The following is a 25,798-nucleotide window of genomic DNA, read 5'->3' as shown; positions in this document are numbered from 1 at the left end:
GATCGTTCAAGTGCAGCGTTCTTCTCGCCAGCGCAAACGCGAAGAGGGCTGCCTGGTGGTGGCCCTCTTTTTTGGACAACACGATATCAGACCACAATCAGATAGCGCAGCCCATATGTTTTTAGCACCAACAAATAGGATGTTTTGTTTCTATAGATGCTACAAGGAGATTCCTAATTTTATTTAGCCTCCAAAAATGACCGGTTTCTTTGAAGTCTAAAGTTGCCTTTTGAACAGAAAAGCTTCTTAAAACAGAATTGTCTAATTCACTATCAATCGGACCTGGTAAAGTCATTTTAAAGTTTGACGCACTGTTATTTGGTTCATCGCAAAAAACAACCACCTTATGCGTCTGCTCAAAATCATCAGCTGGAATCTGGCAAAAATGGTCAGCGTAAAATATACGTGAAGGCTTAAGCTGATGGAAATACATTGTGTCTTCTGTAAATCCATAATCAATATATTTGTCACTGTAAAGACAAAAACCGTCATCCACCGCACAGGAAATAAGAACTTTATTCGTCTCCTCATCAATGAGCTGATATCCCGGGATCTTTGAATGCTCTTCTATGAATCTATCAAGTTCATCAAGGGTAGGCTGTGCTTTTTCAACTGGATAAACACCTCCATTGCCATCAGGAAGCATATTATTTAACAGAGGATACTTTGACTCGCCTTCATCTGAACTTAAAACTGCACCAATGCTTAACAAGCCGCAAAAATTACCAACTCTTTCGGAACAAATTTCACCATCTTCATGCTCGCAGGCATTATATGTCCAATCAACAAAATCACGCTCTAGGCCTCCATAGAGCTCCTCAAACTGTTCAGAGCTAAGCTCTTTACGCTTCTGATCTAAAAGCTTTGAACAGATAAACTCTTCATCGTCAATGTAAAGATCTTCAAAGGGTATTGGACCAGGTTTAAGTTTTCCCTCTTCAAAACACCTGCAACGAACAAATGCATCAAGACCCATTACAACTCCTTTCTCTGTTGCAACAAATCTAGATACTCATAAGATTTTATGTGTCCATCAAAATGGACACTAAGTCTATTGCCACTACGAGGTGCTCATCTAATTCGCCCAATCAAAAAGAAAATCGTTTATAGCGGCCTTCTTTTACGCTGATTTCAGGTCAGGTAAGCAGCATTTCTATTAATCTGTTGTCTTCATGCTTAGAAATATGTGCGGACGCAGAAATGACAATGTGATAGTAGAGCGGGTAGCCACAAAAAATGCCGCCGGGAGCCCGACGGCATTTTCAGTTCATATGGGAAAGAAAGAAACACAAGGTTTAGCCGGCCGTTTGAACCGGCTGGGTATTTGCCAAACTTACTTGTTGGACTGCTTAATCATCCAAATGGTCTTGGAGAGAAGAGCGATGTGCTCGTCCATTGCTGCGGAAACAAGGAAGTTGTCCTCAGCGTCTGCGTCCTTCTTGATCTCTGTTGCGAGTGCACGAATTGCCTCGTAGTCAGCAAGAATGGACTGGTAAATCTCCTGGGGATTCTTGAATCCCTCTGCTGCCTCGGAAAGAGTTGCGTTCTTGAGGAAGGAATCCATGGAGCCCAGTGGAGAGCCGTCGTTCATCAGAATGAGCTCGGCAACCTCGTCAAGCTGGTCATACATTGCACCGTAAACCTCGTCGAGGTCAGTGTGCACGTTGTAGAAAGAAGGGCCGCTGACGTACCAATGGAAGTTGTGAATCTTGTGGGCCTCAACAGCGTAGTTAGCAAGAAGAACATTAAGCTTATCGTTTAGCATAGGTAAAACCTTTCTATCTGATCCCTATTAAATAGGAATGATTACTATTTAATAGTTATATTCCCCTCTTTGAGAGAGGTATACAAACTTTCAATAATTTTTTGGATGCAAGGTTTGAAGCCACAACCCCACAATAACCTGCATGATTTTTGCTATTGCAGTCGACCTGCACTCGTCTTTTTGACAAAACGGTTAAATCACACGGGTTTCTCGCCAAAGGGTTAAAGAAAGAAGGCAAAATCAGCGCAATCGATTTTTTAGCGTTCTCTTCCAAGGAGACCACATGACCAAGATTCCCGAGGGCTACCGTTCAAGCCTTTCGCTTTACGATACTCAGAAAGCAATTGAGCAGGTCAAGAACGTGTTTCTGACCAAGCTGTGCGCTGCGCTGAAGCTGTCGCGCGTCACTGCTCCGCTGATTGTTGACCCGCTTACCGGCATGAATGACAACCTCAATGGCGTTGAGCATCCGGTTGCTTTTGACCTGCCAAACGTAGGCAAGAACGCCGAGGTAGTTCAGTCGCTTGCAAAATGGAAGCGCTATGCACTCTGGCGCTACAACTTTGCCGTTGGTCGCGGTCTGGTCTGCGATATGAACGCTATCCGTCGCGACGAACAGCCCGATAACCTGCACTCCATTTACGTGGACCAGTGGGACTGGGAACGCATCATCACGCAGGACGAGCGCAATACCGATACGCTGGAAGACGCCGTTTGCCGCATTGTTGAGGCAATCTGTGGCACACTCGACGAGCTCAAGTGGCACTATCCACAGCTCAACACGCAGCTCAGCCGCGAAGTTACCTTTGTGACCTCGCAGGAGCTTGAGGACCTCTACCCTACCCAGACGCCCAAGCAGCGAGAAGATCTGTTTGTTCGCGAGCATCCAACCACCTTTATCGTGGGTATTGGCGGCGCTCTAAACTCTGGACAGCCTCACGACTTCAGGTCTCCCGACTACGACGACTGGTCGCTCAACGGTGATCTGTTGTTCTGGGATGAGACCTTGGACTCTGCGATTGAGATTAGCAGCATGGGCATTCGTGTTGACGCTGAGGCGCTTAAGTCACAGCTGGCAATCGCTGGATGCGAAGACCGCCTCGAACTGCCATTCCACAAGATGCTCATTGACGGCGAGCTGCCCTTTACCATTGGCGGCGGCATTGGCCAAAGCCGTCTTTGCATGCTGCTGCTAGAAAAAGCGCACGTCGGAGAGGTACAGGCATCTATCTGGGACAAGCAGACCGAAGACCGCTGCGCAGAAGCAGGCGTTTCTCTGCTCTAAACAGCGGGCCTGAACACGCAAAGCGGATCTACATCGCGTGTCATTAAACGCGCATAGCCGCCCTCAAAACTAAAAACATTTTGGCGTTTCTCCTGTTAACGCTACAATAGTAACCCAGTGTAATTAAAAGCCACTGAGTCTAACTGGCGATTTAAGGAGCGACTCTATGAATTGCCCCAACTGCGGAGCTGAAATTAGCAAGCACGCAAAGTTCTGTTCCAACTGCGGACAGAAGCTTTCTGACGTCGCGGACGCCGCAAACGTTGCAAACGCCGCTAACGTTGCAGACGCTGCTAACGTCGAGAAACCCGATGCGCTCGCCGAGTCCACAGAACCTGCACCAGAAACCGCACCCGACAACTCCACCACAGCCACCGAGGTCATCGCACCAGCAGAAGCTGATGAGCCATCTGAAACCGCAACTGATCCAGACGCAACTGTCCTGGCAGAGTATCCAGTCGATGACGAAGACACAACTGCCGCAGAAACCTCACTCTTAGAGGTGTCGGCAGACGACTCCTACATCACCCCAGATGAGGCGCCTACCGTTGTTGCTGATCATGCTGCTGACGTCGACACTACCGCCGTCGCAGACGCTGACGCAGATGCTGACGCAGACCCTACCGTAATCGCAAACTCCAACGTTTCTGCCGAGGAGCCCACAACCTTCATTAATGACCCAGATCGCATCGACGTCTTCACCTCTGACGACGTTGATTCAACTGCTATTTCGCACTTTGATCCTTCGCAGTTCACCGTTGTTTCAAGCGGACCTAGTTCCGTTGAGCGCAAGCAAACCAAGGACGGCTCGGACACACTCCGCAAAGTTGCATTTGGCCTGCTTGCGGCTGTTCTGGTTGTGGGTGTACTGGCCATTGCTTGGGTCATTCAGTCCCACCAAGACGACGCGGCCAAGCGCAGCGCCGTTCAGCAGCGCATTGCAACCTATCAGGAGCAGATTGAGAGCGTTGGCGTTGATCCTCGCAGTGACAGTAGTCGTGTTGAACTTCTTAACCAGTACGAGAAACTCAATGAAATTGAAGAACAGATTCAGACTGATCAGAAGAATGGACAGTTCCGTATGCCTAATGGCAGTGACGATACAGGAATCAACGTTCTGAATAGCTCAATCTCTGATCGACAGAAGAGCATTCGCGACTGGTTTGAGGCCGACTACAAGCGCAGGTTAACCGCAAACAGCTTCAACGACACAGATACCGCAAATACTATGGATCAAAAGTCTGTGGCAAATAAGCTTGTTGAGCTACAGGCTCTTCTCGGAGATATTGAGCACGAAAAGGTTATCTGGGGCGACGACACAGGCAACAATTCAACCTATGATTCATACCACTCTCGCGTATCCGACCAGATAAAGAAGGGTGAAACTCTTAAATCTGGCGTGGCCGAGAAGACCAAAAAAGAGCAAGAGCAGAAGGATAAAGACAAGAAATCCGAGGAAGACCGCAAGAAAGCTCAAAAGTGGGTTGGCACTTACAGCGGCACCGGCACTGACGGTAAGTCCATGGAGGTTGTCATCCAGAAGGACGGTACGGTCATTTGGCGCATCGGCGGTCAGCCAGAGGTTCGTGGCACCTGGACCGGTGACGAGTCAAAGCTTGAACTTAACTTCAACGGTCAGGTCAGTGGCAGAAGCGAGCCGTTCACCCTCTCCTCTACCAACGGCGGCAGAACCGTAACCATCAGCTCTCAGAGCAGTACTTGGAATACTGACACACTTTCTAGGAAGTAACGCTGACTAGAAAAACCGCACGTCACAAGACACAAATATGGCGAGAAGACCGATTGATCTTCTCGCCATTTGTTTACAAAGCGAACGCTGTTCTACACGGTAGTCGTTCTTCTTGCCAAACTCCTACGCAACAAGTGCACGTTGTCCAAGCACTAAAGCACCTAGAATGCCCTGGTTTCCCTCGCAACCTCCAGGAACAACATAATTCTGTATGTCCTCTATCTCTGGAGTGTTGATGTAGCCGTTGAGGTACGCAACAAGTTTCTGCTGGATAAGCGGGAACAGTTGCTTCTGCTCCATGACGCCTCCGCCCAAAATAATGCGCTGAGGTGAGTAGCACATTACATATGTGGAGAGGGCTTTTGCAAGGTAGGCAGCCTCAAGCTCCCATACCTCGTCTTTCTCGGTAAGCTCAACAGCTGGAAGTCCCCAGCGCTCTTGAATAGCAGGACCTGATGCCAGCCCCTCAAGGCAGTTCTGGTGATAGGGACACTTAGTTTGCTGCCAAGAATCGTTTGCCTCACGTTCAACAAGGATATGACCAGCCTCGGGATGGAGCATGCCGTGCTGGAGCTTTCCTTCAAGCAGCACGCCAGCGCCAATTCCGGTGCCAACTGTCAGGTAGACAACGTTATCAAGGCCGCGAGCTGCGCCAAAAACTGCTTCTCCTAAACAAGCTACATTAACATCAGTGTCGTATCCAACAGGGACGTTCAGTCCATCCTTCAATGCCTGTAACAGATTGAAGTTGCGCCAACCTTGCTTAGGAGTCGAGAGAATCTTTCCGTAGCTAGGCAGGTCAGGATTGACTCCCGTGGGGCCAAATGCGCCAACACCTAGAGCCTGAATAGAGCGAGCTTTGAACCAGTCCACAATCTTTGGCAAAACAGACTCTGGCGCTGTTGTGGGCAAGACCTCACGCTCACAAATTTTTCCGTCTGGTGTACCCGTGGCAAGAACAATCTTTGTTCCGCCAAACTCAATGCCACCAAGAAGCGTCTCTGCACACATGTTTTTCTCGCCAGCTACTTGTTAAGAAGCTTCTCGTACACGTCAATAAAGTCCTCAGCAATAATGCGGAAAGACTCGGCCTGCATAAGCTGGTCCTCAGCGTGGAGCAAGATGAGCGAGAACTCAACGTTATTGTTATCAATTGCGGACTGCTGCAGCATGTTCAGATGCGTGCTATGGCCCTCATTAAAGATCTCTGTACCAGCAATAATATCTGCACGCGCGCCTTCAATATCGCCCGTTTTTGCCTTCTGGATAGCGCCAATATACATTGACTTTGCTGTTCCAACGGTAGCAATAATCTCAAAGGCTGCTTCTTGCGTAGCAGTCATGCCGTCATCTAAATCCATTTTTACCCCATACTCTTTTCTTGAGCACCTGGGAGCTCAGAAAATCTTTTACCGCTTATTTAATAAGCTCCAGTGCGTCGTCAAGAATTTTTGCAGCGTTCATCCTGCCGTAATCAACCATAGGAATAACAGCTACAGGAGTAGATCCTGCTGCGGCCTCAACGTCTGCCTTTGCATACGCAATCTGAGGTCCAAGCAAAAAGACGTCTGCGCCATCAATGAGCTCAAGTGCCTTATTAAGAGGATTTGCAATAATCTCTGCATCCAAACCACGAGATGCAGCTTCTTTCTGGAGCTTCTGAACTAGCAGGCTCGTGGACATTCCGGCGTTGCAAGCAAGTAAGATTTTCATGTGATCTCCTTTTGATGAGCCAGCCACCAAATACGATGGCTGGCTTCAAGTGATACTCAGATTATAAGCTTACAAACTACTCTGCATCCTGAGCGTTCTCTGCAAGAGCTTCAGCCTGCTTGGCCTGTGCACGCTCGGAAATCTTCATGAATGGCAGGTAAATTGCCATGGCGAGAAGAACCTCGATGACCTGCCAGATAACGGCACGAATGTCGCCACCGGTTGCCAGCCAACCGCTCAGGAAGACTGGGGTGGTCCAAGGAACCATGGCAACGCAAGGGTTAATCCAACCAAGGTTGGTGAGCAGGTAGGTTAGGCCGATGAACAAATCTGGAACAAGAACAAATGGAATCATCAAAGGAAGGTTAAAGACGATTGGGTAACCGTAAATAACTGGCTCGTTGATGTTGAAGATACCTGGGAGAAGAGAAAGTGCTGCAACATCTTTAGAAGCCTTGTTCTTAGAGAAGATAAAGGTGTCAAGAAGCAGCATCAGAGTACAACCAGAACCGCCGATCAGCGCAAAGGTGTTGATGATCTGCATGTTCATGTAGTGGTCCTGAGGAATTGGCTGACCAGCTGCAAAGGTTGCCATGTTATCAACAATAAGCATGGTCAGGATTGGCTCAATCAGAACACCAGAGATGGTGGACTGGTGAATGCCAAGGCAGAAGAGCAGGTTTGCAAAGGTGTAGATGATGATGACTGCAAATGGACCAGCATTCATGAGGCCCTTCAGTGGGGCGGAAATGCTTGTTGCAATGATGGTCATAAGGTCAGTACCAGCGCAAACTGCAAGAAGAGCAGAAGCAATACCAAAGACGGTCAGGGTCAACATCATTGGAATCATGGTGTTAAAAGAATCTGCAACCGCCGGTGGAACGCCCTCACCAAGGCTGACCTTCAGCTGCTTAACGCTGGAGAGCTTAATGAAGATGGTGGTAGAAAGCAGGCCAATGATGATTGCACCAAAGAGGCCGTTAGTACCGGTGAAGGAAGTGGAGAAAGCACCAGTTACATCAACGCCAGTAACTGCATAGCCAGTTGGCAGGAGCTTAGCAACATCAGCCACAGGAAGTGCAACTCCTGCAGCTGCTGCATCAGCGGCGTTTGCTGCATGAAGAACAGCACCTGCAGTGGCAACAATGCTCTGAGGCATCATGATGATAAGTGCAGCAATACCAATAACAACGCAAGAGATTGCGTTTTCAAAACGCTTGTTACGAGCAAGGCAATAACCAATAATGCCTGCAAGAATAACTGCCGAGAAACTCAGAGTGCCCTGAGCAATTGCTGCGCCCCAAACCTTGAAATTAGCCAAGGTAACTGGATCATTTGCAAAGATGAGTGGGAACAGAACGTTGTTGATCAGTACTGCAATACCAGCCAAAATGTAAATTGGGCTGACAGTTGCAAATGCATCGCGCAGGCTCCTCAAATGAACTTGATTACCTACTTTTGCAGAAACTTCTGCAAATTTATCTAGAAACGATGCCTGGCCATTATCTTTTGCCATGAACAAACTCCTTTCACGAGTTTCTAGTCAACTATATGTGTAGTGGCAACTTGCTTAAGCCACTCAGCTGATTTCTTAAGACGACGGTTGTAGTTATCTTCCAGGTCAACCTCAACAAAGCCATAACGGTTCTTGAAGGCATTTGCCCAGGACCAGTTATCGATGATGGCCCAGTAGTGATAACCACGGCATTTTGCGCCGTCCTGAATTGCACGAGCAATCCACTCAAGATGACGACGGACAAAATCAACGCGATAATCGTCTTGAATTACACCGTTTTCGTCTTTCTTAAGATCTTCTCGCTCTACGCCCATGCCGTTCTCGGAAATAAACCACTCAAGCTCTGGATACTCATCGCGAACCTTCATGGCAAAGTCGTAAAGACCCTGTGGGTAAATCTCCCAGCCACGGGATACATTCATCTCTGCTTCTGGCCAGATATAGGGATCGGCAAAGTTTGGAATGCCATTCTCGTCAGTATCTTTGGAAGGAGCTTGAATACGCTCTGGGTGGTAATAATTGCAACCCAGCCAATCCACAACGCCGTCGGCAAGAATAAGTTTGTCCTCAGGACGAATAGGCAGGTCAACACCACGGGTCTGCAGCGTATCAATGACATCCTGTGGAAGCTCTCCCTTAGTTACCAGGTCAAGCCACCAGCGAATGTTGACGCCGTCGGTCATGCGTAGCGCCTCAAGATCTGCCTCAGATGGATTCTCTTTGGTATATGGTGGTGCAAAGCAGTTGATGAGGCCAATGCGAGAGTCCTCAAGCATAAAACCTGCTGCTTTTGCACGGCGATACTCGCGCACGCCAAGTGCGTGAGCAAGTGAAATGTTATATTGAACTGCACGAGCACGCGAATAATTCTTAACAAAGGGGTACCAGCCACCAAGTGTGTAGCGGACCTCTGGCTCAACAATTGGCTCGTTAAAGGTAAACCAATAACGAATCTCTTTTCCAAACGTTTCAAACGCAATACGTGCGTAATGCGCATATGCCTCAACAACCTCACGAGACTCCCAGCCACCGCGATTGAAGAGGTATTCAGGCATGTCAAAGTGGTAAAGGTTTACAAAAATCTCAATACCAACCTTCTTAGCAACAGCAAAAAGGTGGTGATAGTACTTCTCGCCCTCTGGATTAAGGTTGCCGTTAATGTCCAACAAACGGCTCCACTGAATAGAAGTGCGAATGGAATCCATGCCAAGAGACTTGAGAAGCTGAAGATCGTCTTCCATTCTTTCTGTAAAGTCATTTCCAGCGTAGGAACCAACGCGATTGTGGAATGCATGAATGTCCAGGTTAGACCAGGTGTCCCAAAGGTTTGGCAGCTTTCCTCCGTCTTGCCATTTACCCTCGGTCTGTGGACCAGACATTGCCCCACCAAAGAAGAAATTCTCAGGCAACTGATACGACATGTCCATCCTTTCTCAAAAGTATCTAAACCTGACATGTCAACTTTCTAAAACAGATATGTTAGGTTTTCTATGTAGTATACTAATGCAAATCAGATAGAATGCAAAGTAAAATTTTGCTACCTGAGGAGGTGTCATGAATAAGTACGACTTGATTGTTCAGGATCTTAAAACTGATATTACTATAGGCACATATCCTGCTTATTCTCGCCTGCCTTCTGTTGCTCAGCTCTGCGAACACTATGAAGTGAGCAAAATTACCATTAATAAGGCACTAGAAGTCCTTGAGCAGCAAGGACTTATCTTCAGACGAAAAGGCTCCGGCACTTTTGTCAAAAAGCTGGAAGAAGGAACACAAATTAAGCCAAGTAAAGAAATCTCCGGTCAAATGGAAGGTTTCATGGCTGAACACGCCGCCCGAGGTGAGCGCGTTAAATCAAAGGTCTATACCTTTGAAGTTGAGCGTCCCTCTGAATACATTGCTAAAGCTCTTGATATTACTACCGAAGATTTTGTATACAGAATTGTGCGCGTCAGGCTTGTTGAAGGGACTGCGCAGGTCATCGAGTATACCTACATGCCCATTAGCCTAATTCCCAATCTTAAAATGACCCATCTAGAGCACTCAATTTACAACTACATTGAAGACGAAATTGGACTTAGAATTGCTAATGCACACCGTGTTATTAGGGCAGTCATGCCTACTGAGGTTGAGGCTTCGAGGCTAGAAATTAGCACGGGCGACCCCCTCCTGGAGGTTGAGCAAATCGGTTATATCGACGATGGTCGTGCGTTTGAATATTCCATCTCGCGACATGCACATGGCTATGAGTTCATGACTATTTCTATGCACTAAACCTCTGACACAGCGACACAAATGGCGAGAAGACCGATTGATCTTCTCGCCTTTTGCGTGTATGGGTGTGCGACGCGGAGTTCAGCACACGGCGCAATGCAGCCTGGTTGCCGCCCGACGGCCGCTCGCCAGCTACTCGCCGGCTGCTCGCCGGCTACTCGCCGAGAATCACGTGCCTAAACTCGCCGTCCTCGTAGATTCCGCAGCTGTGAGTGCCGTCCTTTGGAATGCCTACAGAACCTGGATTAAACACGGTGACCTCTGGGTGGTCAGCGCTCTGCATGTTAACTTTTCTGTGCGTATGGCCGTACACAAACGCGTCCATACTTGGCGTCTGAGGCCATTTATCAACGCTGTTGTGAATGCCAGGGCCAAAGACGTGACCGTGAGTAAAGAAGATGGTGAACTGCTTGCCCGTCTTTGGGTCCTTATCAAACAAGATGTTGTAATCAGCCATGCAAGGGAAGTCCAGAACCATCTGATCTACCTCTGCCTCGCAGTTTCCGCGAACCGCAATGACCTTATCGGAAATGCTGTTCAACATCTCAATAACGCGCTTTGGAGCGTAGTCTGCAGGAAGATCGTTGCGAGGACCGTGATAAAGCAGGTCTCCAAGAAGCAAGACGTACTTTGGCTGCTCCTCCTCTATGACCTGCATGAGCTTCTCGCAATAGTCGGCAGCGCCGTGAATATCTGAAGCAATTACAACCTTCATCAACGTATCCTCTCTATACGTGTTTCTACACGTAGCTTCATACGCGTGTATCAATAAATTATTTTATGGTATTGATGGCGTCTAACCAGTTACAAGCGCTGGCAAATCGGTCACCGTGCAAATGCCTGCTTAGAACCTACCGGTCATCCTTGCGTCAGGATCAGCCTCGGAAACACGTTGACGAAGATCTGCAATAGCCGCAGGTATCTCATCTGTGTTGTACGGCGTCATCTGGTACACCCAGTTAATCCAGTTGCGATACAGCAAGTTGGCATGAGCGCGCCAGGTAAACAGTGGCTGCTTTTCTGGATCATTATCAGGGAAGTAATTCTCTGGCAGGCGAATAGGAAGACCCTTATGGAAGTCGCGCCAATACTCCTCTGCAAGTGTGTCGCGATCATATTCAAAATGACCGGTTACAAAAATCTCGTGGAAGTCTCTTGTAGCGAGAAGTGCAGGACCGCTGGTAAAGCCCTCAGAAAGTACGGCAAGCTCGGGGTGGTCTACCAGAGCTGATGTCTCAATCGCGGCATGACGAGAATGCGGCATGTAATGTACCTCGTCAAATCCATTAGTGAGGAAGCAATACTCATCGCATAAACGCTGTGGGAAAATACCAAAGAGCTTAGCACCCAGCTTTTTCTTAGGAATATCGTGCAGATAATACAGACCAGCTAGTGCGCCCCAACACAGGTACATGGTAGAAAAGACATGCTCCTGGGACCAATCAACAATGCGACAAAACTCATCCCAATAGTCAACGTCCTCGTATTTAAGATCCTCGATAGGAGCGCCTGTGATAATCAGACCGTCGTAATTTTTATCTTTGAAGTCATCAAAAGTTGAATAAAACGTTACCAGATGGTCGGCGGCAGTGTTTTTAGATTCATGCGAAGAGATGCGCATAAAATCGCACGTAACCTGAATAGGAGACTTTGAAATTAAGCGGAGAATCTGTGTCTCAGTCTGAATTTTCTTAGGCATTAAATTCAAAATTGCCAGGCGCAGTGGACGAATCTCCTGGTGTTCTGCAACTTCTTCCTCAAGCGCAAAAATGCGCTCTTCTTGCAGCGTCTTCTTAGCTGGTAAACCATCTGGAATATTAATAGGCATGGCAACTTCCTTTGGCTAATCGTTGCACATAAGTATACTTGTTTGTATGGAAATAACTTTTGCCGAGCTCGGGCTAAACGAGCAAATTCTGGCAGGCGTAGCAACACTTGGGTTCAACGCACCTACTCCCGTGCAAGCCGCGGCAATTCCCGCCGTCCTCGAGGGAAAGGACGTTGTTGCGTCTGCGCAAACGGGAACGGGTAAAACTGCAGCGTTTATGTTGCCTACGCTGCAGCGCATTGCTGTCGAGAAACCCGGTAGAGCCGAGAAGCCCAACGCTGCTGCCGAGCGCAGCGCGGCCGCCAGGCGCGGCGCCAAGCACAACGCCAAGCAAGGCGTCGCCAAACGCAACGCATATCCCCAAGCGCTAATCATTACACCAACGAGAGAGCTAGCTGCCCAAATCGATGCTGTTGCCAAGAGCGTTTGCGCATCCACCGGTCAGCAGGCCGTCATTGTTACCGGTGGCGCTCGCTACAAACACCAGATAACCGCACTGCAAAAAGGTTGCGATGTACTGGTGGCAACACCTGGCCGCCTGATAGATCTTCTCGACAAGAAGCATACAAGCCTTGAGAACATCCGGGTACTGGTGCTCGACGAGGCGGATCGTATGCTTGACATGGGATTTTGGCCAAGCGTTCATCGCATTATGGAGCAGCTGCCCAAAGCGCATCAAACGTTGCTTTTCTCGGCAACGCTCCCCGCGTCAATTACATCGACTATAGACGCGCTGCTTAAAGATCCAGAGCGCATTGAGATTGCAAGAACTGGACAGACTGCGGCAACAATTGAGCAACATTTATGCTCGGTCACTCAGGGACAAAAACCTCAGCTCTTAAAGGCTCTTATCGACTCGTTTGATCCTGCGCCAGAGCGTGTGTTGGTGTTCTGTAGGACAAAGACGCGCGTTGACAGCATTTACAAAAACCTTAAAGCCGCAGGTCTCAAGGTTGACGTTATGCATGCGGACCGTCCGCAAAAGGCTCGCGCAAGAGCGCTTGAACGATTCCGCAGCGGCGCTATTCAGGTTCTTGTTGCAACCGACGTCATGAGCCGCGGTATTGATATCCAGGGCATTGACGCCGTTATCAACTTTGACGTGCCGCTTGACCCCGAGGATTATGTTCACCGCATTGGCCGAACAGGCCGCGCCGGAGCCGCAGGTCAGGCCTATACATTCATGGGACCAGACGAGGTCACACCGCTCAGAGAAATTGAATATTTCACAAAGGCGTTAATTTCAACATGGGATCTACCTGGCTTTTCTTATGATGAGGGACGTATTATACTCCAGGATTCCCGCTCTACCACCAAGACCACACGTTCGATGTTCTCGGGCTCAAGGTCAAGGGGCAAAGGATTTGGATTTGGCGGCAGATACGGCCGACACACGTAATCTATAATCAGACGCAGTCAGCTAATACAGGAAAGGAATCAAACATGGGCCCTTTTAGTAATGCTGGTATAATTTTTGCTCTTGGAGCTGCAGTTTTACACGTGGTCATATTTTATCTTGAGTCATTTGCCTGGACTTCTGACGGTGCGCTCAAGGCCTTTAACATGACAAAAGAAGAGGCAGAGAGCACTGAGAAGATGGCTTTTAACCAGGGATTTTATAATCTCTTTCTTGCTATTGAGGTATTCGTTGGCGTCTTCTTGATGGCTAGCAGAAATCCACTAGGTAAAGCGCTTGTTATCTTTGCTGTTTGTTCAATGGAATTTGCCGCAATTCTTCTCTTTGTGACTTCTCCCGACAAACGCTCTGCAGCTATCAAGCAGGCAATATTCCCTCTTATGGCTCTTTGCAATTTTTTTATGTAACTTTTTGAGCATCGACACTGGGCAAATACAAGCGCCCGGCCTTTAGTAAACGCTTCTCGCGAGAAGGAACATCATGAAGCAACTTCGTCCTTATCCTCAGGTTATTATCACCAAGAAAGCAGCTCGTGCACTTGCGGGCGGACATCCTTGGGTCTTTGAGGGCGAGGTCATCCGTGTAGAGCCATCTCCAGAATGCGGCGAGCGTGCTCAAAATGGTTGCATCGTTGATGTTTTTGAAGAAAACGGAACCTATCAGGGAACTGGCCTTCTGTCAGAAATGAGCAAGATTCGCGTCAGAATTGTGACAAGAAACGCCAACGATAGGCTCAACGAAGCGTTTTGGAGTCGCAAGATTAGCTGGGCATGGGAGCACCGCAAAACCACTATGGGAAACCGCGCTCTCCCAGGCACTGAGCCCGATACCAATTGCTGCCGCGTTATCTTCTCTGAGGCCGATGGTTTTCCTGGCTTAATCGTTGACCGCTACGAGAACGTGCTTGTTGCGCAGGTAGGAACCGTTGGTATGGAGCATCTGCGTGATGCTATCTACCCACTGCTACTTGAAATTTTCTCTGCAGACGGCCAGGTAATCGACGGCATTTACGAAAGAAATGACTCCCCTTCTCGCCTTAAAGAGGGACTTCCGCAATATAAAGGCTGGTGGACAGGCTCTTCACCGGACGAGAATGGCTTGATTGCAGAAAGCGCCCTTACTCTGCCTTCAACTCACGTTCTTGCAACAGAAAACGGACTTAAATTTAATCTTGACCTGGAAAACAGCCAAAAAACCGGCTTTTTCTTAGATCAAAAATATAACCGTCGAGCAGTTCGTCAGCTTGCACAAGGTCGCCGTGTACTGGATTGCTTCTGCCACGTTGGTCCTTTTGGTCTTAACGCCGCAGCTGGTGGAGCAGAATTTGTCCGCTGTGTAGATGTCAGCCAAACCGCCATTGACCTTGCGCGCCACAATGCAGAACTCAACAACTTGGCAGATTGTATGGACTTTACCTGCGCAAATGTTCTTGAATATCTGCCAAAGTTAGCTCAAGACCGCGCTCAGCTCAAAGCAGAGGGAGGTCCGTTTGACCTGATCATTCTGGATCCACCCGCATTCACTAAGACACGCGACAAGGTTCGAAGCGCTATGCGTGGCTATAAGGAAATCAACGCTGCAGCCATGAAACTGTTACCCCGAGGTGGCTACCTGGCAACTTGTTCCTGCTCACACTTCATGACCAGAGATCTTCTCGCCCAGGCAATTGCTGAGGCAGCTCACCATACCAACGTGCAGCTTAAACAAATTGAAGAGCGACAGCAAGCTCCTGACCACCCAATTCTTTGGGGTGTTCCCGAGAGTCACTACCTTGATTTCTTCATTTTCCAGGTGGTTTAAAAACCTACAATCCATTCTTCAAAGAACACTTTATGAGATTTATTTCATATTGTGATATAATACTCTTATAAATTATTTTACTATTTTATAAGAGTATTTATGGCATACTTTGGAGGCTCTTATGGCTGAGACGGATGGCAGGAATTTATCTAAACAACCAACCTTGAGCAAACACCAGTCCTACTTAACCTATGGGTTATTAGCTTTTATTGGCGGTTTTGCAGGTCTTCATTCATTTTATAGAACAGGAAAAACCTCATTTTCTAGGACTGTATTATCTGGCTGCTTTCTTTATCTTCTCGTTTCTTACAACTATTGGTATCTCTATGCTCTTCTCGTGCTTATAAATTCTTTTATCACACTTTCCATAGTCTTTAATAAGAATGTGACTGTTCAAAATATCCAAGGAGACGCAGTTCAGGCTCAGGACGCTGAAAGTAATGACAAATTGATTTTGATTACACTCTCTGTTTTTGCATTATTTCTATTAGTAAGCGCGTCTCTATCTTTTGTATTCAGTATCTCAATGGCCATAAAGCTCATTCTTGTAATAATCTTCATTGGTCTGGAAGCTTTGCTGATAAACGCTGCTGGAATCAAAATATCTTTTAAATAGTTCTTCCAGACTTCTTATTTTTCCAAACTTTTGCTTTTACGGCGATCTTTAAAGAAGGCTTTGAGCTGGGCAGATGCCTCGTCTGCTAATACTCCGCCTGAGACTGCAAACTCGTGATTTAGTCTTGGATCGCTACTCACGTCAAACAACGTACCTGTTGCACCGCCCTTGGGGTCAAATGCACCAAACACGCAGCGATCAATACGAGCATTGACCATCAATCCTGCGCACATCAAGCAAGGTTCCAGCGTCACATACACCGTGCAGCCCGAAAGCCTCCAGCGGCCAAGCTTTTTTGAAGCCTCTTGCATGGCGAGAAACTCAGCGTGTGCAGAAGGGTCGTTATCTATCTCACGGCGATTATGTGCAACGGCAATAGCCTCTCCATCGCACACTACAACTGCACCGATAGGTACTTCTCCTATCTGTGCTGCAAGTTCTGCCTGTTCAAGAGCAAGTTTCATGTACTTTTGATCAAGAGCAGCCTGTGGGGTCAAAGGCTCTTGCGCTTCGTTACTCATAGCTGCTCCTCTCTTGTCTGGTTGCTGTCGTAATTCTTACGCAGTTCTGACGCGAATCCGTCACGAACCTGACACTTATCTGTCGCGATTCTGACGTAAATCTTTCATGACTCTGACGCTTGTTTGTCTTCACTTAATTATGAAACAAAACCTAACTTGCTAAATCCCCTACTCGCAAAAAACTGAATTATGCGGTAGGATATTACCGCTTTGGAGAGGTGGCAGAGTGGTTGAATGCGGCGGTCTTGAAAACCGTTGAGCGGTGTCCCCGTTCCGAGGGTTCGAATCCCTCCCTCTCCGCCATTTTTTGGCGGACCTCAACTTAACGTTTTGCCTTCAGAACTTACATTCCATTCCACGTCATTTCTAGCTCAACGTTCTTCTCGCCAGTGTGTGGGCGAGCATTCCATTTACCAAAAGACTCGTTAGCAAGTTAAAAGCTTTAATTAAAAACGCCTTAGATTTTTACTTTTGGGTATAATTAACCTGTCCAAATGGATGGCTGACACAGGATTGTCAGTGATTGAAAGGATTTAGCATGATTATTGCCGCAGTTGTAGTTATTGTCCTTCTGGTTTTCTGGGCCATTAGCATTCACAACAACATCATTCGCGCAAGCAACAGGTGCGACAACGCTTGGGCAGCTATCGATACGCAGCTTCAGCGTCGTAACGATCTGATCCCTAACCTGGTCAACACCGTTAAGGGTTACGCAACTCACGAGTCTAAGACTTTTGAGGCAGTTACTTCTGCTCGCGCTGCAGTCGCAAATGCACGCACTCCTGAAGAGAAGATGCAGGCTTCCGGCACTCTTTCCAATGCTCTGACCAACCTGTTTGCTGTTGTTGAGAACTACCCAGAGCTCAAGGCTAACCAGAACTTCCTGGAGCTCCAGGCAGAGCTTACTGACACCGAGAACCGCCTCAGCTACGCTCGCTTGAGCTACAACGATGTTGTCATGAACTACAACAATATCATCGCTGTTTTCCCAAACAACCTTCTTGCTGGTGGACGTTCCCCACGTACAAGCTTCCAGGTTACCGACGAGTCCGCTCGTCAGGCACCAAACGTACAGTTCTAAGAGCTGCTTCGTTTACCCTTTGTACCAGTACAACCCGGTATCTGCATTTCCGCAGGTACCGGGCTTTTTTATGCACAGCGTTGCCTCACAGATTGAACTTGTCGTGCGCCGCTCGTACGCCGTTTAACCGTTGTCCGCGTACTTCTCGTACGCCGGTTACAACCAAATCCGAACAGCTAGATTATGTGAAGAGTCTTTACAGCCTCGCAGAAAAATCGTTAAAATAATTACATCTGTGAATTGCCCTCGCAAGCACAATTCACGTTCTATTGGATGAAGAGAAAGGTCAGCATGAAACCTCGACCTCACAGTCGCTGACCTCTTGCGGTGTGCCGATTTGCACCGTGAGGGGTGAAATCGCAATGCAGTCCCCGTGGCAATTACGCGGAGTTTCTCGCCAATGCCACGCTTTAGTCTTCGGACGCATGTAAGGAGCACACATGATTTATCTTTCCCAGTTAATGGGTAATCCGGTTCTAGATTCAGAAGGCGAGAAGATCGGTTCTGTCTCCGACCTTGGAATTGCTACCGGAGAAGTTTTTCCTCGCATTACTTCCCTGGCTTTTATGGGCCCTGGCCGCACGCCAATGATGATTTCTTGGCGCAAGTATGTTGATACCTACGATGAGGACGTCATTAGGCTCAAGGTGCCTTCAACTGAGATTCGTTTCTCGTACCTGCAGCCTAACGAGGTTCTTCTCGCCCGAGATATTCTGAACAAGCAAATTGTTGATACGCGCGGCATTCGCGTTGTCCGCGTAAACGACCTCAAGCTTTCCGATACTAGCTCAACGCAGCTGCGTCTTCTGGGCGCAGAGGTTGGCGCACGCGGTCTGCTGCGCAGCCTTTCTCCCCAGCTAGAGCACTTGGTTACCCGCATTGCGCGCGCCATGGGTCACCCCATGCAGGAGCGCATCATTGCGTGGAGTTACATGGACCTGGTTGAGCGCGACCTCTCCAACGTTAAGCTCTCCGTTTCCCACAAAACGCTGGACGAGCTGCACCCTGCTGACGTCGCTGACATCATCGAGCGCCTGGACTCTCGCCTGCGTAGCCAGGTGTTTGCCCAGCTTGATGACGAGCAGCGAGCTGGCGCAATGGCAGAGTTCAACGACGACGCCATGGCAGTTGAGCTCATCGGCGGCCTGAACGAAAAAGAAGCATCCCGTATCCTGTCCGAGATGGACCCAGACGACGCAGCCGAACTTGTCTCCGAGCTGAGCTATGACCGTGCCGAGAAACTCCTGCGCTTGATGGGCGTTAAGGAGCAGCGCGCAATTAGGCAGCTGCTGGGATACCGCGAGTACACCGCCGGTCGTATTATGACGTCCGAGGCGCTTTCTGTTCCTGAGGACCAGACCGTTGCCTACGCCTTTGATCGCCTGCGTAACCTGGACGAGGATTTTGAGACCGTCCGCTATCTCTATCTTACTGATGAGGATGGCCGTCTGTCCGGAATTGTTACCCTGAACCGCCTGATTGTCTCCGAGCCAGAAACTCGTCTGGAGGAGATTGCTAATAAGAACCTGGTCACCGCCTCACCAGAGGACGATCAGGAAGACGTTGCTCGAAACATTGCAAAATACAACCTGCTGGCCATGCCTGTTGTTTCTGACGACAACCGCCTGTTGGGCATTGTTACCGTCGACGATGCTCTTGACGTTCTTGAAGAGGAGCACGCCGAGGACCTGCAGATTGTTGGTGGCGGCAGGAGCGATTCCGATTCTGGCGACCGCGGCCGCAACATTATTTGGTTCCTCCACCGCAACCTCTGGCTTTTGTTCTGGGTTGCCTCCGTTGTGACTGCTGCCTTTGTAGGAACAGCCGCAACATCCAATCCAATCATGGGTATTTTCGCAGCTCTTTGCACTATTACCATGCCAATCTCGCTGAACTTGAGCGAGAATACCGTCAACTATGTGACAAACTTCTTCCTCACAGACGATCCTGGCAGCGAGAAATCTCCTTCTATCTTAGGCTTTGCCTTCCGCTCGCTTCTACTGGGTCTTCTGGTCAGCGGCCTTATTTGCATTCTTGGCGCCGCAGCTCACGCCCTGCTAGAAGCGCTATTCCACCCGTACGATCCAAATGCAGGCGTATTCTACGCGGCGCTCTTTGACCAGACCATTATTCAGATCTTTGGCGCAGCAGCAGGCTCTACGCTTATTTCCTTCCTGCTAACCCCAATTTTCTTGGCTGTACTTCGCCATCGTGACGAGAAAAACCAGGAAACCTCAGGTCTCACGCTTACCCTGATTTCTATGAGCCTTTCGGTGGTGACATTCTTCGTCCTCTCTTACGCTCTCTCGCTTGTGAGCGTGATGTAAATGGCGCAGGAAAACGCACACGTAAAGGACGCGGTTGCAGAGCAGGGCGTGGTTGTAGAGCAGGACGCTGATGGCCAGGACGCCGTCGGCCAGCTTTCTGCGGGCGACGGAATCGTTGTCGAGCAGGGCAAACGCGCATCTAAAGAGAAGGCTCCGGTCAACAAAAACAGCATCAAGTACATCTTGATGGCAATGGGCCCCGGTCTTCTCGCCGCATTTGCTGGTAACGACGCCGGTGGCATTGCAACCTACTCCAGCGCAGGCGCTACGTTTGGCTATTCTCAGCTGTGGACCGTACCGCTTATGTGCTTCCTGCTGATCGTAGTTCAAGAAACCGCAGCTCGAATGGGCTGTGTCACCGGTAAAGGCATTGCGTCGCTGGTGCGCGAGCGCTTTGGTATCCGCCTGTCCACGCTGGCAATGGGTGCGTTGCTGCTCTCCAACATTGCTGTTACTTTCTCCGAATTCGCAGGTATTGCGTCCAGTATGGAGCTCTTTGGCATCCCAACGTACGTCTCGGTGCCTATCAGCGCCCTGATGGTGTGGCTTCTGACCGTTGGCGGATCATACCGTCGCATCGAGAAGATTCTGCTGGCAATTAGCTGCATTTTTGTCACGTACGTGGTGGCCGGCGTGCTGGCTCAGCCCGACTGGAGCGAGGCCCTGCGCGTCACCATCATTCCGCAGCCTTCCGCCGATCCGTCCTACATTTCCCTGCTGGTCGCAAATATTGGTACTACCATCAGCCCATACATGATCTTCCTGGTTGCATCAAATGTTGTCGAGAAGAACCTTGATACCAGCGACATTCCTGCACAGCGTGCAGACAATGTTGCCGGCGCAATCCTGGCCGAGGTCATTACCTGGTTCATCATGCTGACCACCGGCGCTGTCCTCTTCCCTCGTGGAATCTCTGTTGACTCCGCTGCCGACGCTGCTCGCGCCCTTGAACCACTTGCTGGTCAGTACGCAAGTACGCTCTTTGCGCTGGGTATGGTTGGCGCATCCTTCCTGGCAGCATGCGTTTTACCAGGCATTACTGCAAGCGCCATCTGCGAGGCATTTGGTTGGGAGCGCGGAGCCGACCGCAGCTGGCAGGAAGCCCCTGTCTACCACGGCATTATTACAACCGTGCTAGTCATTTCTGCGCTGGTTGTTCTGATTCCAGGCATGAGTCTCTTTGGCATTATGATGGCCGCCCAGGTCATCAACGGTATTCTGCTGCCAATTCTGCTTGTCTTTATGGTTATCATCGCAGCCGACAAACACATCATGGGCAAGTACGCCAACGGTCGCATCTGGAACGCGCTGACTTGGTTTACCATCATCACCGTCATCATCCTGACCATTGTGATGTTCATTCTACAGGCCATGGGTTTGTAGCGAGCGTCACGCAACTGCAACACAAAAGGGCGAGAAGATCGGTCTTCTCGCCCTTTGTTTTATGCGATTATCTGCTGTTTGTTACTTGCTTGCCTTGTCAAACTCATCCTTGAAGTCAGAGAACATCTTACCCATGCGTCCAAGCTGCATACCAAAACCCTTAGCTGCCTTGTTAGCAGTAGCCTGCGTGGACGACTTGCTCGCAGGCTTAGCGGTAGGCTTACTAGCTGCGCTCTTGTCAGTGGCGGACTTGTCTGCAGCGGACTTGTCAGCGGCAGCCTGCTCCTCCACAGATGGCTTCTCGAGACGAACGTCCTCTGCAGCAACGGGAGCCGGGCGCTCGGAATCGTCTTCTGCGTCAGGCTCGGTAGCATCTTCGATAGCACGCTTTGCCTTGGCCAGCGTCTTACCCAGGGCAAACGCGCCCTTCTCGGTGGCCTCTGCAACAACCTTTCCGGCTTTAGCTGTAGCCTCAGAAGCCTTTGCGGCGGCAGCTGCGTATCCCTCGCCTGCCTTTGCAGCCAGGCCACCAGTGAGTTGGGCATCTGCCGCTTCATCAGAGAGGACCATTGCACCGTTAGAGTAACCTAACAGCCACTCTGGCTTGATGGCAAACGAGCCTACCAGCGCTTCCGATCCAGCGCCATCGCCCACAAGAAATGCCAAGACCACGCCAGTGACCTGGTCAAACTCAGCGCCACTCACGTAACCTAGGGTTTTGCCGCTCTTAGTGCGAGCTTCCATACCATGCCATAGAATGCAGGTATCAAAGTCCAAGTTCAGACGTTTGATTGCAGCTTTATCAACGTTATTCTCGGGATCTTTAACGCAAAGTCCCTGTTCGATGGTCTCCAGAGACTCCAAAGTGACAAACGCATCATCCTGCTTAATCATGCCAGCAATATCGGGCTTCTGAACCATCACGCCCACTACCTGCGAAGGCTGACCCTGTTTGAAGGGGGCAAAAACCACGTTGTGGATTCTTCCTAACTTGGAAAACCGCTCTTCTCCCGCGTGCTTGCCCTTTGTAGCGGGCTTTTTGGGAAGAAGGACCTTTGCGCCTAGGAGCTCGGTTGTTTTCACGTGAAACCTCTCTATAAAAAACGGGACGTCATAAGGCGTCCCGTCACATTGCTTGTAAGTGAGGCTTATGCCTCCTGGTAGCCCTCGCCTGCGTTCTCCTGCTCGTGGGACTCAACGTTCTCGATGCGAACAGCCTGAGCCTCAGCGGTTGTGGCGGTTGGCTCTGGAACAACAAAGGAATCTGCAACAACATCAGCAGCATCTGCGACAGTGTTAGAAGCAGAGGTCACAGCGTCAGAAAGTGACTCACGGAGCTGATCCATGCGCTCGCGAGCAAGGTCAACCTTTGCGCGGAGCTCATCGGTCTTTGCGTCAACAGTAGGCTTGACCTCGTCAATCTTAGTGCTTACAACCTTTGATGTGCGCTCGTAAGAATCAAGTGCGGAATCCCATGCATCATTGACAGCATCTGCAGCCAAAGCGCGAGTCTCCTCGCCGGAACGTGGAGCCAGGAAAAGACCAGCTACAGCGCCAGCAGCAGCACCAAAAATAGCGCCTAGAAAGAAACCAGCAGACTTCTTGCTCATAAGTACCTCCTGTTAAACAGCAAAACGCTGTACGTAATCATACCGCAATACGGGCGTTTATCGAACGGGCTTTGGACGAGGAACGTTAATCATGTTCCAGTCATCTGGGACGTCAGTGACCTCAGAGTCGTCAGTGGCGTCCTCAGCAGCTGTAGCCTCAGAAAGCTCGTCGGCGATGGGCTCGGCGTCGGCAGCAGGCTCGGCGTCGGCAGCGGGCTCGGCGTCGGTAGCGGGCTCGGCGACGACAGCGGGCACGACCGCGTCCTCGTCGGCTGCGTCAATGCCTGCGACCTCGGCGTTGTTCTCCTCAGCGTCTGCAACCTCAGCCTCAACTGCATCAGCGGCTGCGGCGTCAGCGACGTCCTCGGAGGAGTTGTCGGCAGCGTAATCCTCTGCATCTACGCTCTCTGCCTGGGGTGCAGCGTCCGCCTCAGGTTCCGCAGAGTCTGCGAGTTCATCGGTCTTCTCGCCGTCAAGGCTCTGGATGAGCGCAACGAGGCCAGAGACGATTGCATTGATGTCTGGATCGGCGTCCTCCTGGTTGCCATATGCCCAGTTGAGGAGCCATACAGCGCTGGAAAGTGATGCTGCAACCAGCACGTCATCTGGACATGCAAGGATGATCTCGTAGAGGCCGCGACGGGAATCTACCAGGGAAGTCTTGCCTGAAGCAACGTCTCCCGCAAGGTTGGTCAGGGCCAGGAGCTCGACGGTTACATGCTCAAGCAGGTGCGCAACCTCGGTGTCCTTGGCAACAAGGCCAAAGCGAGCGTCGGCGTCACCCAAGCACAGATGATTTGAAAGACCTGGCAAAAGCTCAAGCACGCGCTCAGTTGCCTCAGCATTTTCCGAGGTCAAACGTGGCGCTTTAGCCGAAAACTCAACGGTAGCGGTCAAGTTTTTAGGTCCTACCACAACTTTTTTGATAGAAATCAACTGCGCCATTTCAACCTCTTTCTATTGGTTCACTCTATTGTAATCATTCTTTTAGTTATTCATTTTCTGATGTGTCAGAGTTTTCGCCAGCTGGCTCAGATTCACCGTCTACCTGTGGTTCTGGGGCAATTACACGCAACAAAGATAGTCGGCGACGACGCATCGACTGCACGCGGAACACGTAGCCATCCTTCTCAAAAACCTCACCTGGACGAGGCAAATGATTTGCCAAATCCAGCACAAAGCCCGCGATAGTCTCGTACTCCTCGGATTCCCCGACCGGCCATCCAAGTTCAGCTGCGTCATTGAGCGAGAAGCGACCATCTACCAGCCACTCTCTATCAGAGAGCTGCGTCAGATACTTGTTGTCCGGATCAAACTCATCCTCAATCTCGCCGACAATCTCCTCGACGATGTCCTCAACGGTAATGACACCCGCAGTTCCACCGTACTCGTCAACCACGATGACCATCTGATCGCGACTTGTCTGCATCTCGGTGAGCAGCGGAATGATGTCTTTGGTATCGGGTACGTAGTCAGCAGAACGCACGAAGCGCGCGATCTTCTCGTCACTATCGTGCTGGTCAAGCGCTGGCTCCAGCAAATCTTTGATGTGAGCGATACCCACGATGCGGTCGATATTCTCGTGGTAGATAGGGATGCGCGAGAAACCTGTTTGGCGCATGACGCGCAGGACCTCGGCGATAGTTGCGGTGTCTTCCATGGCGGTCATGTCAACGCGCGGGACCATTACCTCACGGACAACGGTGTCGCCCATCTCGATGACCTCGTGGATCATGGATTTTTCTTCTTCAGAGAGGTCCTCGGAATCCTTGACAATGTAGCGGAGCTCTTCCTCGGTGACCTCTTGATGGTCGTTGGTAGTGTCAATGCCCATGAGCGTGGTAACCGCATCTGCCGAGGCAGACGTGATGAACACGAGTGGGCGCGCAATATGCATGAACGCCTTCATGGGGCCGATAACTGCTTTAGCCACTGCCTCGGAGTTTGCTAGGCCGATGCTCTTTGGAACCAGCTCACCGATGACCACGGAAAAGAACGAAACAATCAGCGTAATAGCCACGACAGCTAAAGGAAGCGCCAGGTCAGCGTGGACACCAATACTGACCAGCCAAGCGCCGAATGGCTCGGAAAGGCTTGTTGCAGCAAATGCCGAGGAAGCAAAGCCTACCAGGGTAATTGCAACCTGGATTGTTGCGAGGAAATATCCGCGATCAGTGGCAATGTCAATGACAGCCAAGGCTCTTGGATCACCTTCGTCCACGTCCGCCTCAAGTGCCGCGCGACGAGAGCTAACAATGGCCATCTCGGCCGCAGAAAAAAAGCCGTTTACCAGGGTAAGCAGCAGAGTTATTCCAATACTTAACGCAATGTCCATCGAGTGTATGGGCACCTACCTCTTCGAAGTTACTTTTTGTATAGTCTATTGTACTCTAACGTGCTCTACCTTGTAGTCTGCAGGAATTTGACACAGTCTCGCCATGAAACGTCAGGCGCGAGACGCGATGGCGCGGACGACTTCGCGAGGTGATAGCGTCAACTAAGCGCGAGTTACACGCTGCGGCTGACGGAAACGCGGCGTGATGACGTCAACTATACGAGCAGTACGCTTTTCCCGCGTTGCGAATCGCTTTCCACGATTTTGCCCGCCATTTTAATGTCATGCTTCTCTATTTTTCTGCGTTAATTCTGACTAACAAGCAGTTCCCAATATTTGATGCAGAATTTTGAATAACTTGTCCAATTAATTCATTGCCATGAATACGTAACTTTCACGCCTAAAATTATGTGCCGAAAAAGGTAAAAAACCCGTTTAGTTGGAAATGAAAATTTAAAATTTGCCGATTTATCCCCAACTAAGACGATTTTTTACCGCACTAAAAACTTTTATCAGGACAAACGAGTTACGTCTCAAAAAGTGGTGTAAGGCTATTTCCTTACTACCTTCTAACCTA

Annotated in this window: 24 protein-coding genes and 1 tRNA gene; 11 read left to right on the top strand and 14 right to left on the bottom strand. The window is 49.7% G+C overall.

Features of this window, described 5'->3' with window-relative positions:
* Positions 1 to 121: 121 nt before the first annotated feature.
* Both HMPREF1492_RS07715 and HMPREF1492_RS06775 read right to left on the bottom strand, forming a co-directional pair.
* Entirely contained in the window at positions 122 to 976 is an 855-nt protein-coding gene (locus tag HMPREF1492_RS07715) for a hypothetical protein (RefSeq protein WP_198014353.1), read from the bottom strand.
* 357 nt (positions 977 to 1,333) lie between these two features.
* Positions 1,334 to 1,765: a Dps family protein gene (locus HMPREF1492_RS06775; RefSeq protein WP_035437340.1), complete on the bottom strand. Its 432-nt coding sequence runs from the start codon at positions 1,763 to 1,765 to the stop codon at positions 1,334 to 1,336.
* 283 nt (positions 1,766 to 2,048) lie between these two features.
* Between HMPREF1492_RS06775 and asnA the strand changes: the two genes are divergently transcribed.
* Together asnA and HMPREF1492_RS06765 are read left to right on the top strand one after the other, a co-directional pair.
* A complete protein-coding gene (asnA, locus tag HMPREF1492_RS06770) occupies positions 2,049 to 3,050 on the top strand; it encodes an aspartate--ammonia ligase (RefSeq protein WP_035437337.1) in 1,002 nt (333 codons plus the stop codon).
* 166 nt (positions 3,051 to 3,216) lie between these two features.
* Positions 3,217 to 4,800 (top strand): zinc ribbon domain-containing protein, encoded by a 1,584-nt coding sequence (locus HMPREF1492_RS06765; RefSeq protein WP_035437335.1) that lies wholly within the window; start codon positions 3,217 to 3,219, stop codon positions 4,798 to 4,800.
* Between the two features lie 123 nt (positions 4,801 to 4,923).
* Here HMPREF1492_RS06765 and HMPREF1492_RS06760 read toward each other — a convergent pair whose 3' ends face one another.
* From HMPREF1492_RS06760 to HMPREF1492_RS06740, 5 genes are all read right to left on the bottom strand, one after another.
* Complete coding sequence (locus tag HMPREF1492_RS06760) at positions 4,924 to 5,811, bottom strand: ROK family protein (protein WP_035437334.1); 888 nt, start codon at positions 5,809 to 5,811, stop codon at positions 4,924 to 4,926.
* Positions 5,812 to 5,825: 14 nt separating this feature from the next.
* Entirely contained in the window at positions 5,826 to 6,161 is a 336-nt protein-coding gene (locus HMPREF1492_RS06755) for a PTS sugar transporter subunit IIA (protein ID WP_084055004.1), read from the bottom strand.
* A gap of 55 nt (positions 6,162 to 6,216) precedes the next feature.
* Positions 6,217 to 6,513 carry a PTS sugar transporter subunit IIB gene (locus HMPREF1492_RS06750; RefSeq protein ID WP_035428165.1) on the bottom strand — a complete coding sequence of 99 codons (297 nt, stop codon included), beginning with the start codon at positions 6,511 to 6,513 and terminating at the stop codon, positions 6,217 to 6,219.
* A gap of 76 nt (positions 6,514 to 6,589) precedes the next feature.
* Complete coding sequence (locus HMPREF1492_RS06745) at positions 6,590 to 8,029, bottom strand: PTS sugar transporter subunit IIC (RefSeq protein ID WP_035437332.1); 1,440 nt, start codon at positions 8,027 to 8,029, stop codon at positions 6,590 to 6,592.
* A 23-nt stretch (positions 8,030 to 8,052) separates the two neighbouring features.
* Positions 8,053 to 9,450: a glycoside hydrolase family 1 protein gene (locus HMPREF1492_RS06740; protein WP_035437329.1), complete on the bottom strand. Its 1,398-nt coding sequence runs from the start codon at positions 9,448 to 9,450 to the stop codon at positions 8,053 to 8,055.
* A 133-nt stretch (positions 9,451 to 9,583) separates the two neighbouring features.
* Between HMPREF1492_RS06740 and HMPREF1492_RS06735 the strand changes: the two genes are divergently transcribed.
* Positions 9,584 to 10,303 (top strand): GntR family transcriptional regulator, encoded by a 720-nt coding sequence (locus HMPREF1492_RS06735; RefSeq protein WP_035437326.1) that lies wholly within the window; start codon positions 9,584 to 9,586, stop codon positions 10,301 to 10,303.
* A 154-nt stretch (positions 10,304 to 10,457) separates the two neighbouring features.
* Here HMPREF1492_RS06735 and yfcE read toward each other — a convergent pair whose 3' ends face one another.
* Both yfcE and HMPREF1492_RS06725 read right to left on the bottom strand, forming a co-directional pair.
* The gene (gene yfcE / locus HMPREF1492_RS06730; protein ID WP_035437323.1) at positions 10,458 to 11,018 is read right to left on the bottom strand and encodes a phosphodiesterase; all 561 of its coding nucleotides are present in this window, start codon (positions 11,016 to 11,018) and stop codon (positions 10,458 to 10,460) included.
* A 129-nt stretch (positions 11,019 to 11,147) separates the two neighbouring features.
* Positions 11,148 to 12,131 carry a homoserine O-succinyltransferase gene (locus tag HMPREF1492_RS06725; RefSeq protein ID WP_035437321.1) on the bottom strand — a complete coding sequence of 328 codons (984 nt, stop codon included), beginning with the start codon at positions 12,129 to 12,131 and terminating at the stop codon, positions 11,148 to 11,150.
* Positions 12,132 to 12,177: 46 nt separating this feature from the next.
* On the opposite strand from HMPREF1492_RS06725, the gene HMPREF1492_RS06720 reads away from it, so the two are divergent.
* The 4 genes from HMPREF1492_RS06720 (at position 12,178) to HMPREF1492_RS06705 (ending at position 15,964) form a co-directional block, all read left to right on the top strand.
* Entirely contained in the window at positions 12,178 to 13,530 is a 1,353-nt protein-coding gene (locus HMPREF1492_RS06720) for a DEAD/DEAH box helicase (RefSeq protein ID WP_035437319.1), read from the top strand.
* Between the two features lie 44 nt (positions 13,531 to 13,574).
* A complete protein-coding gene (locus HMPREF1492_RS06715; RefSeq protein ID WP_035437317.1) occupies positions 13,575 to 13,955 on the top strand; it encodes a DUF1304 domain-containing protein in 381 nt (126 codons plus the stop codon).
* Positions 13,956 to 14,028: 73 nt separating this feature from the next.
* Positions 14,029 to 15,348, top strand: a complete 1,320-nt coding sequence (locus HMPREF1492_RS06710; RefSeq protein ID WP_035437314.1) for a class I SAM-dependent rRNA methyltransferase — start codon at positions 14,029 to 14,031, stop codon at positions 15,346 to 15,348.
* 121 nt (positions 15,349 to 15,469) lie between these two features.
* Positions 15,470 to 15,964, top strand: coding sequence for a hypothetical protein (locus tag HMPREF1492_RS06705; RefSeq protein ID WP_035437311.1), 495 nt, complete (start codon positions 15,470 to 15,472; stop codon positions 15,962 to 15,964).
* Between the two features lie 14 nt (positions 15,965 to 15,978).
* On the opposite strand, the gene tadA is transcribed toward HMPREF1492_RS06705, so the two are convergent.
* Positions 15,979 to 16,485, bottom strand: coding sequence for a tRNA adenosine(34) deaminase TadA (tadA, locus tag HMPREF1492_RS06700; protein ID WP_051479445.1), 507 nt, complete (start codon positions 16,483 to 16,485; stop codon positions 15,979 to 15,981).
* 212 nt (positions 16,486 to 16,697) lie between these two features.
* On the opposite strand from tadA, the gene HMPREF1492_RS06695 reads away from it, so the two are divergent.
* From HMPREF1492_RS06695 to HMPREF1492_RS06680, 4 genes are all read left to right on the top strand, one after another.
* Positions 16,698 to 16,788, top strand: a tRNA-Ser gene (locus HMPREF1492_RS06695).
* A gap of 235 nt (positions 16,789 to 17,023) precedes the next feature.
* On the top strand, positions 17,024 to 17,566 hold the full coding sequence (locus HMPREF1492_RS06690; protein ID WP_035437308.1) for a LemA family protein: 543 nt from the start codon (positions 17,024 to 17,026) through the stop codon (positions 17,564 to 17,566).
* Between the two features lie 440 nt (positions 17,567 to 18,006).
* Positions 18,007 to 19,893 carry a magnesium transporter gene (locus HMPREF1492_RS06685; RefSeq protein WP_035437306.1) on the top strand — a complete coding sequence of 629 codons (1,887 nt, stop codon included), beginning with the start codon at positions 18,007 to 18,009 and terminating at the stop codon, positions 19,891 to 19,893.
* A gap of 186 nt (positions 19,894 to 20,079) precedes the next feature.
* Positions 20,080 to 21,276 (top strand): Nramp family divalent metal transporter, encoded by a 1,197-nt coding sequence (locus HMPREF1492_RS06680; protein ID WP_051479453.1) that lies wholly within the window; start codon positions 20,080 to 20,082, stop codon positions 21,274 to 21,276.
* Between the two features lie 81 nt (positions 21,277 to 21,357).
* Here the strand turns inward: HMPREF1492_RS06680 and HMPREF1492_RS06675 are convergent, their stop codons facing one another.
* The 4 genes from HMPREF1492_RS06675 to HMPREF1492_RS06660 form a co-directional block, all read right to left on the bottom strand.
* Positions 21,358 to 22,359 carry a hypothetical protein gene (locus tag HMPREF1492_RS06675; protein WP_035437304.1) on the bottom strand — a complete coding sequence of 334 codons (1,002 nt, stop codon included), beginning with the start codon at positions 22,357 to 22,359 and terminating at the stop codon, positions 21,358 to 21,360.
* A 65-nt stretch (positions 22,360 to 22,424) separates the two neighbouring features.
* On the bottom strand, positions 22,425 to 22,886 hold the full coding sequence (locus HMPREF1492_RS06670; protein WP_035437301.1) for a YtxH domain-containing protein: 462 nt from the start codon (positions 22,884 to 22,886) through the stop codon (positions 22,425 to 22,427).
* A 57-nt stretch (positions 22,887 to 22,943) separates the two neighbouring features.
* Positions 22,944 to 23,831 (bottom strand): cyanophycin synthetase family protein, encoded by an 888-nt coding sequence (locus HMPREF1492_RS06665; protein ID WP_035437298.1) that lies wholly within the window; start codon positions 23,829 to 23,831, stop codon positions 22,944 to 22,946.
* Positions 23,832 to 23,877: 46 nt separating this feature from the next.
* Entirely contained in the window at positions 23,878 to 25,221 is a 1,344-nt protein-coding gene (locus HMPREF1492_RS06660) for a hemolysin family protein (RefSeq protein ID WP_035437296.1), read from the bottom strand.
* Positions 25,222 to 25,798 lie beyond the last annotated feature (577 nt).

The sequence above is a fragment of the Atopobium sp. BS2 genome (genome assembly GCF_000565075.1).
Taxonomy (GTDB): Bacteria; Actinomycetota; Coriobacteriia; order Coriobacteriales; family Atopobiaceae; genus Lancefieldella.
The sequence above is the reverse complement of the archived record's forward strand: the minus strand, read 5'-3'. Positions and strand labels throughout refer to the sequence as shown.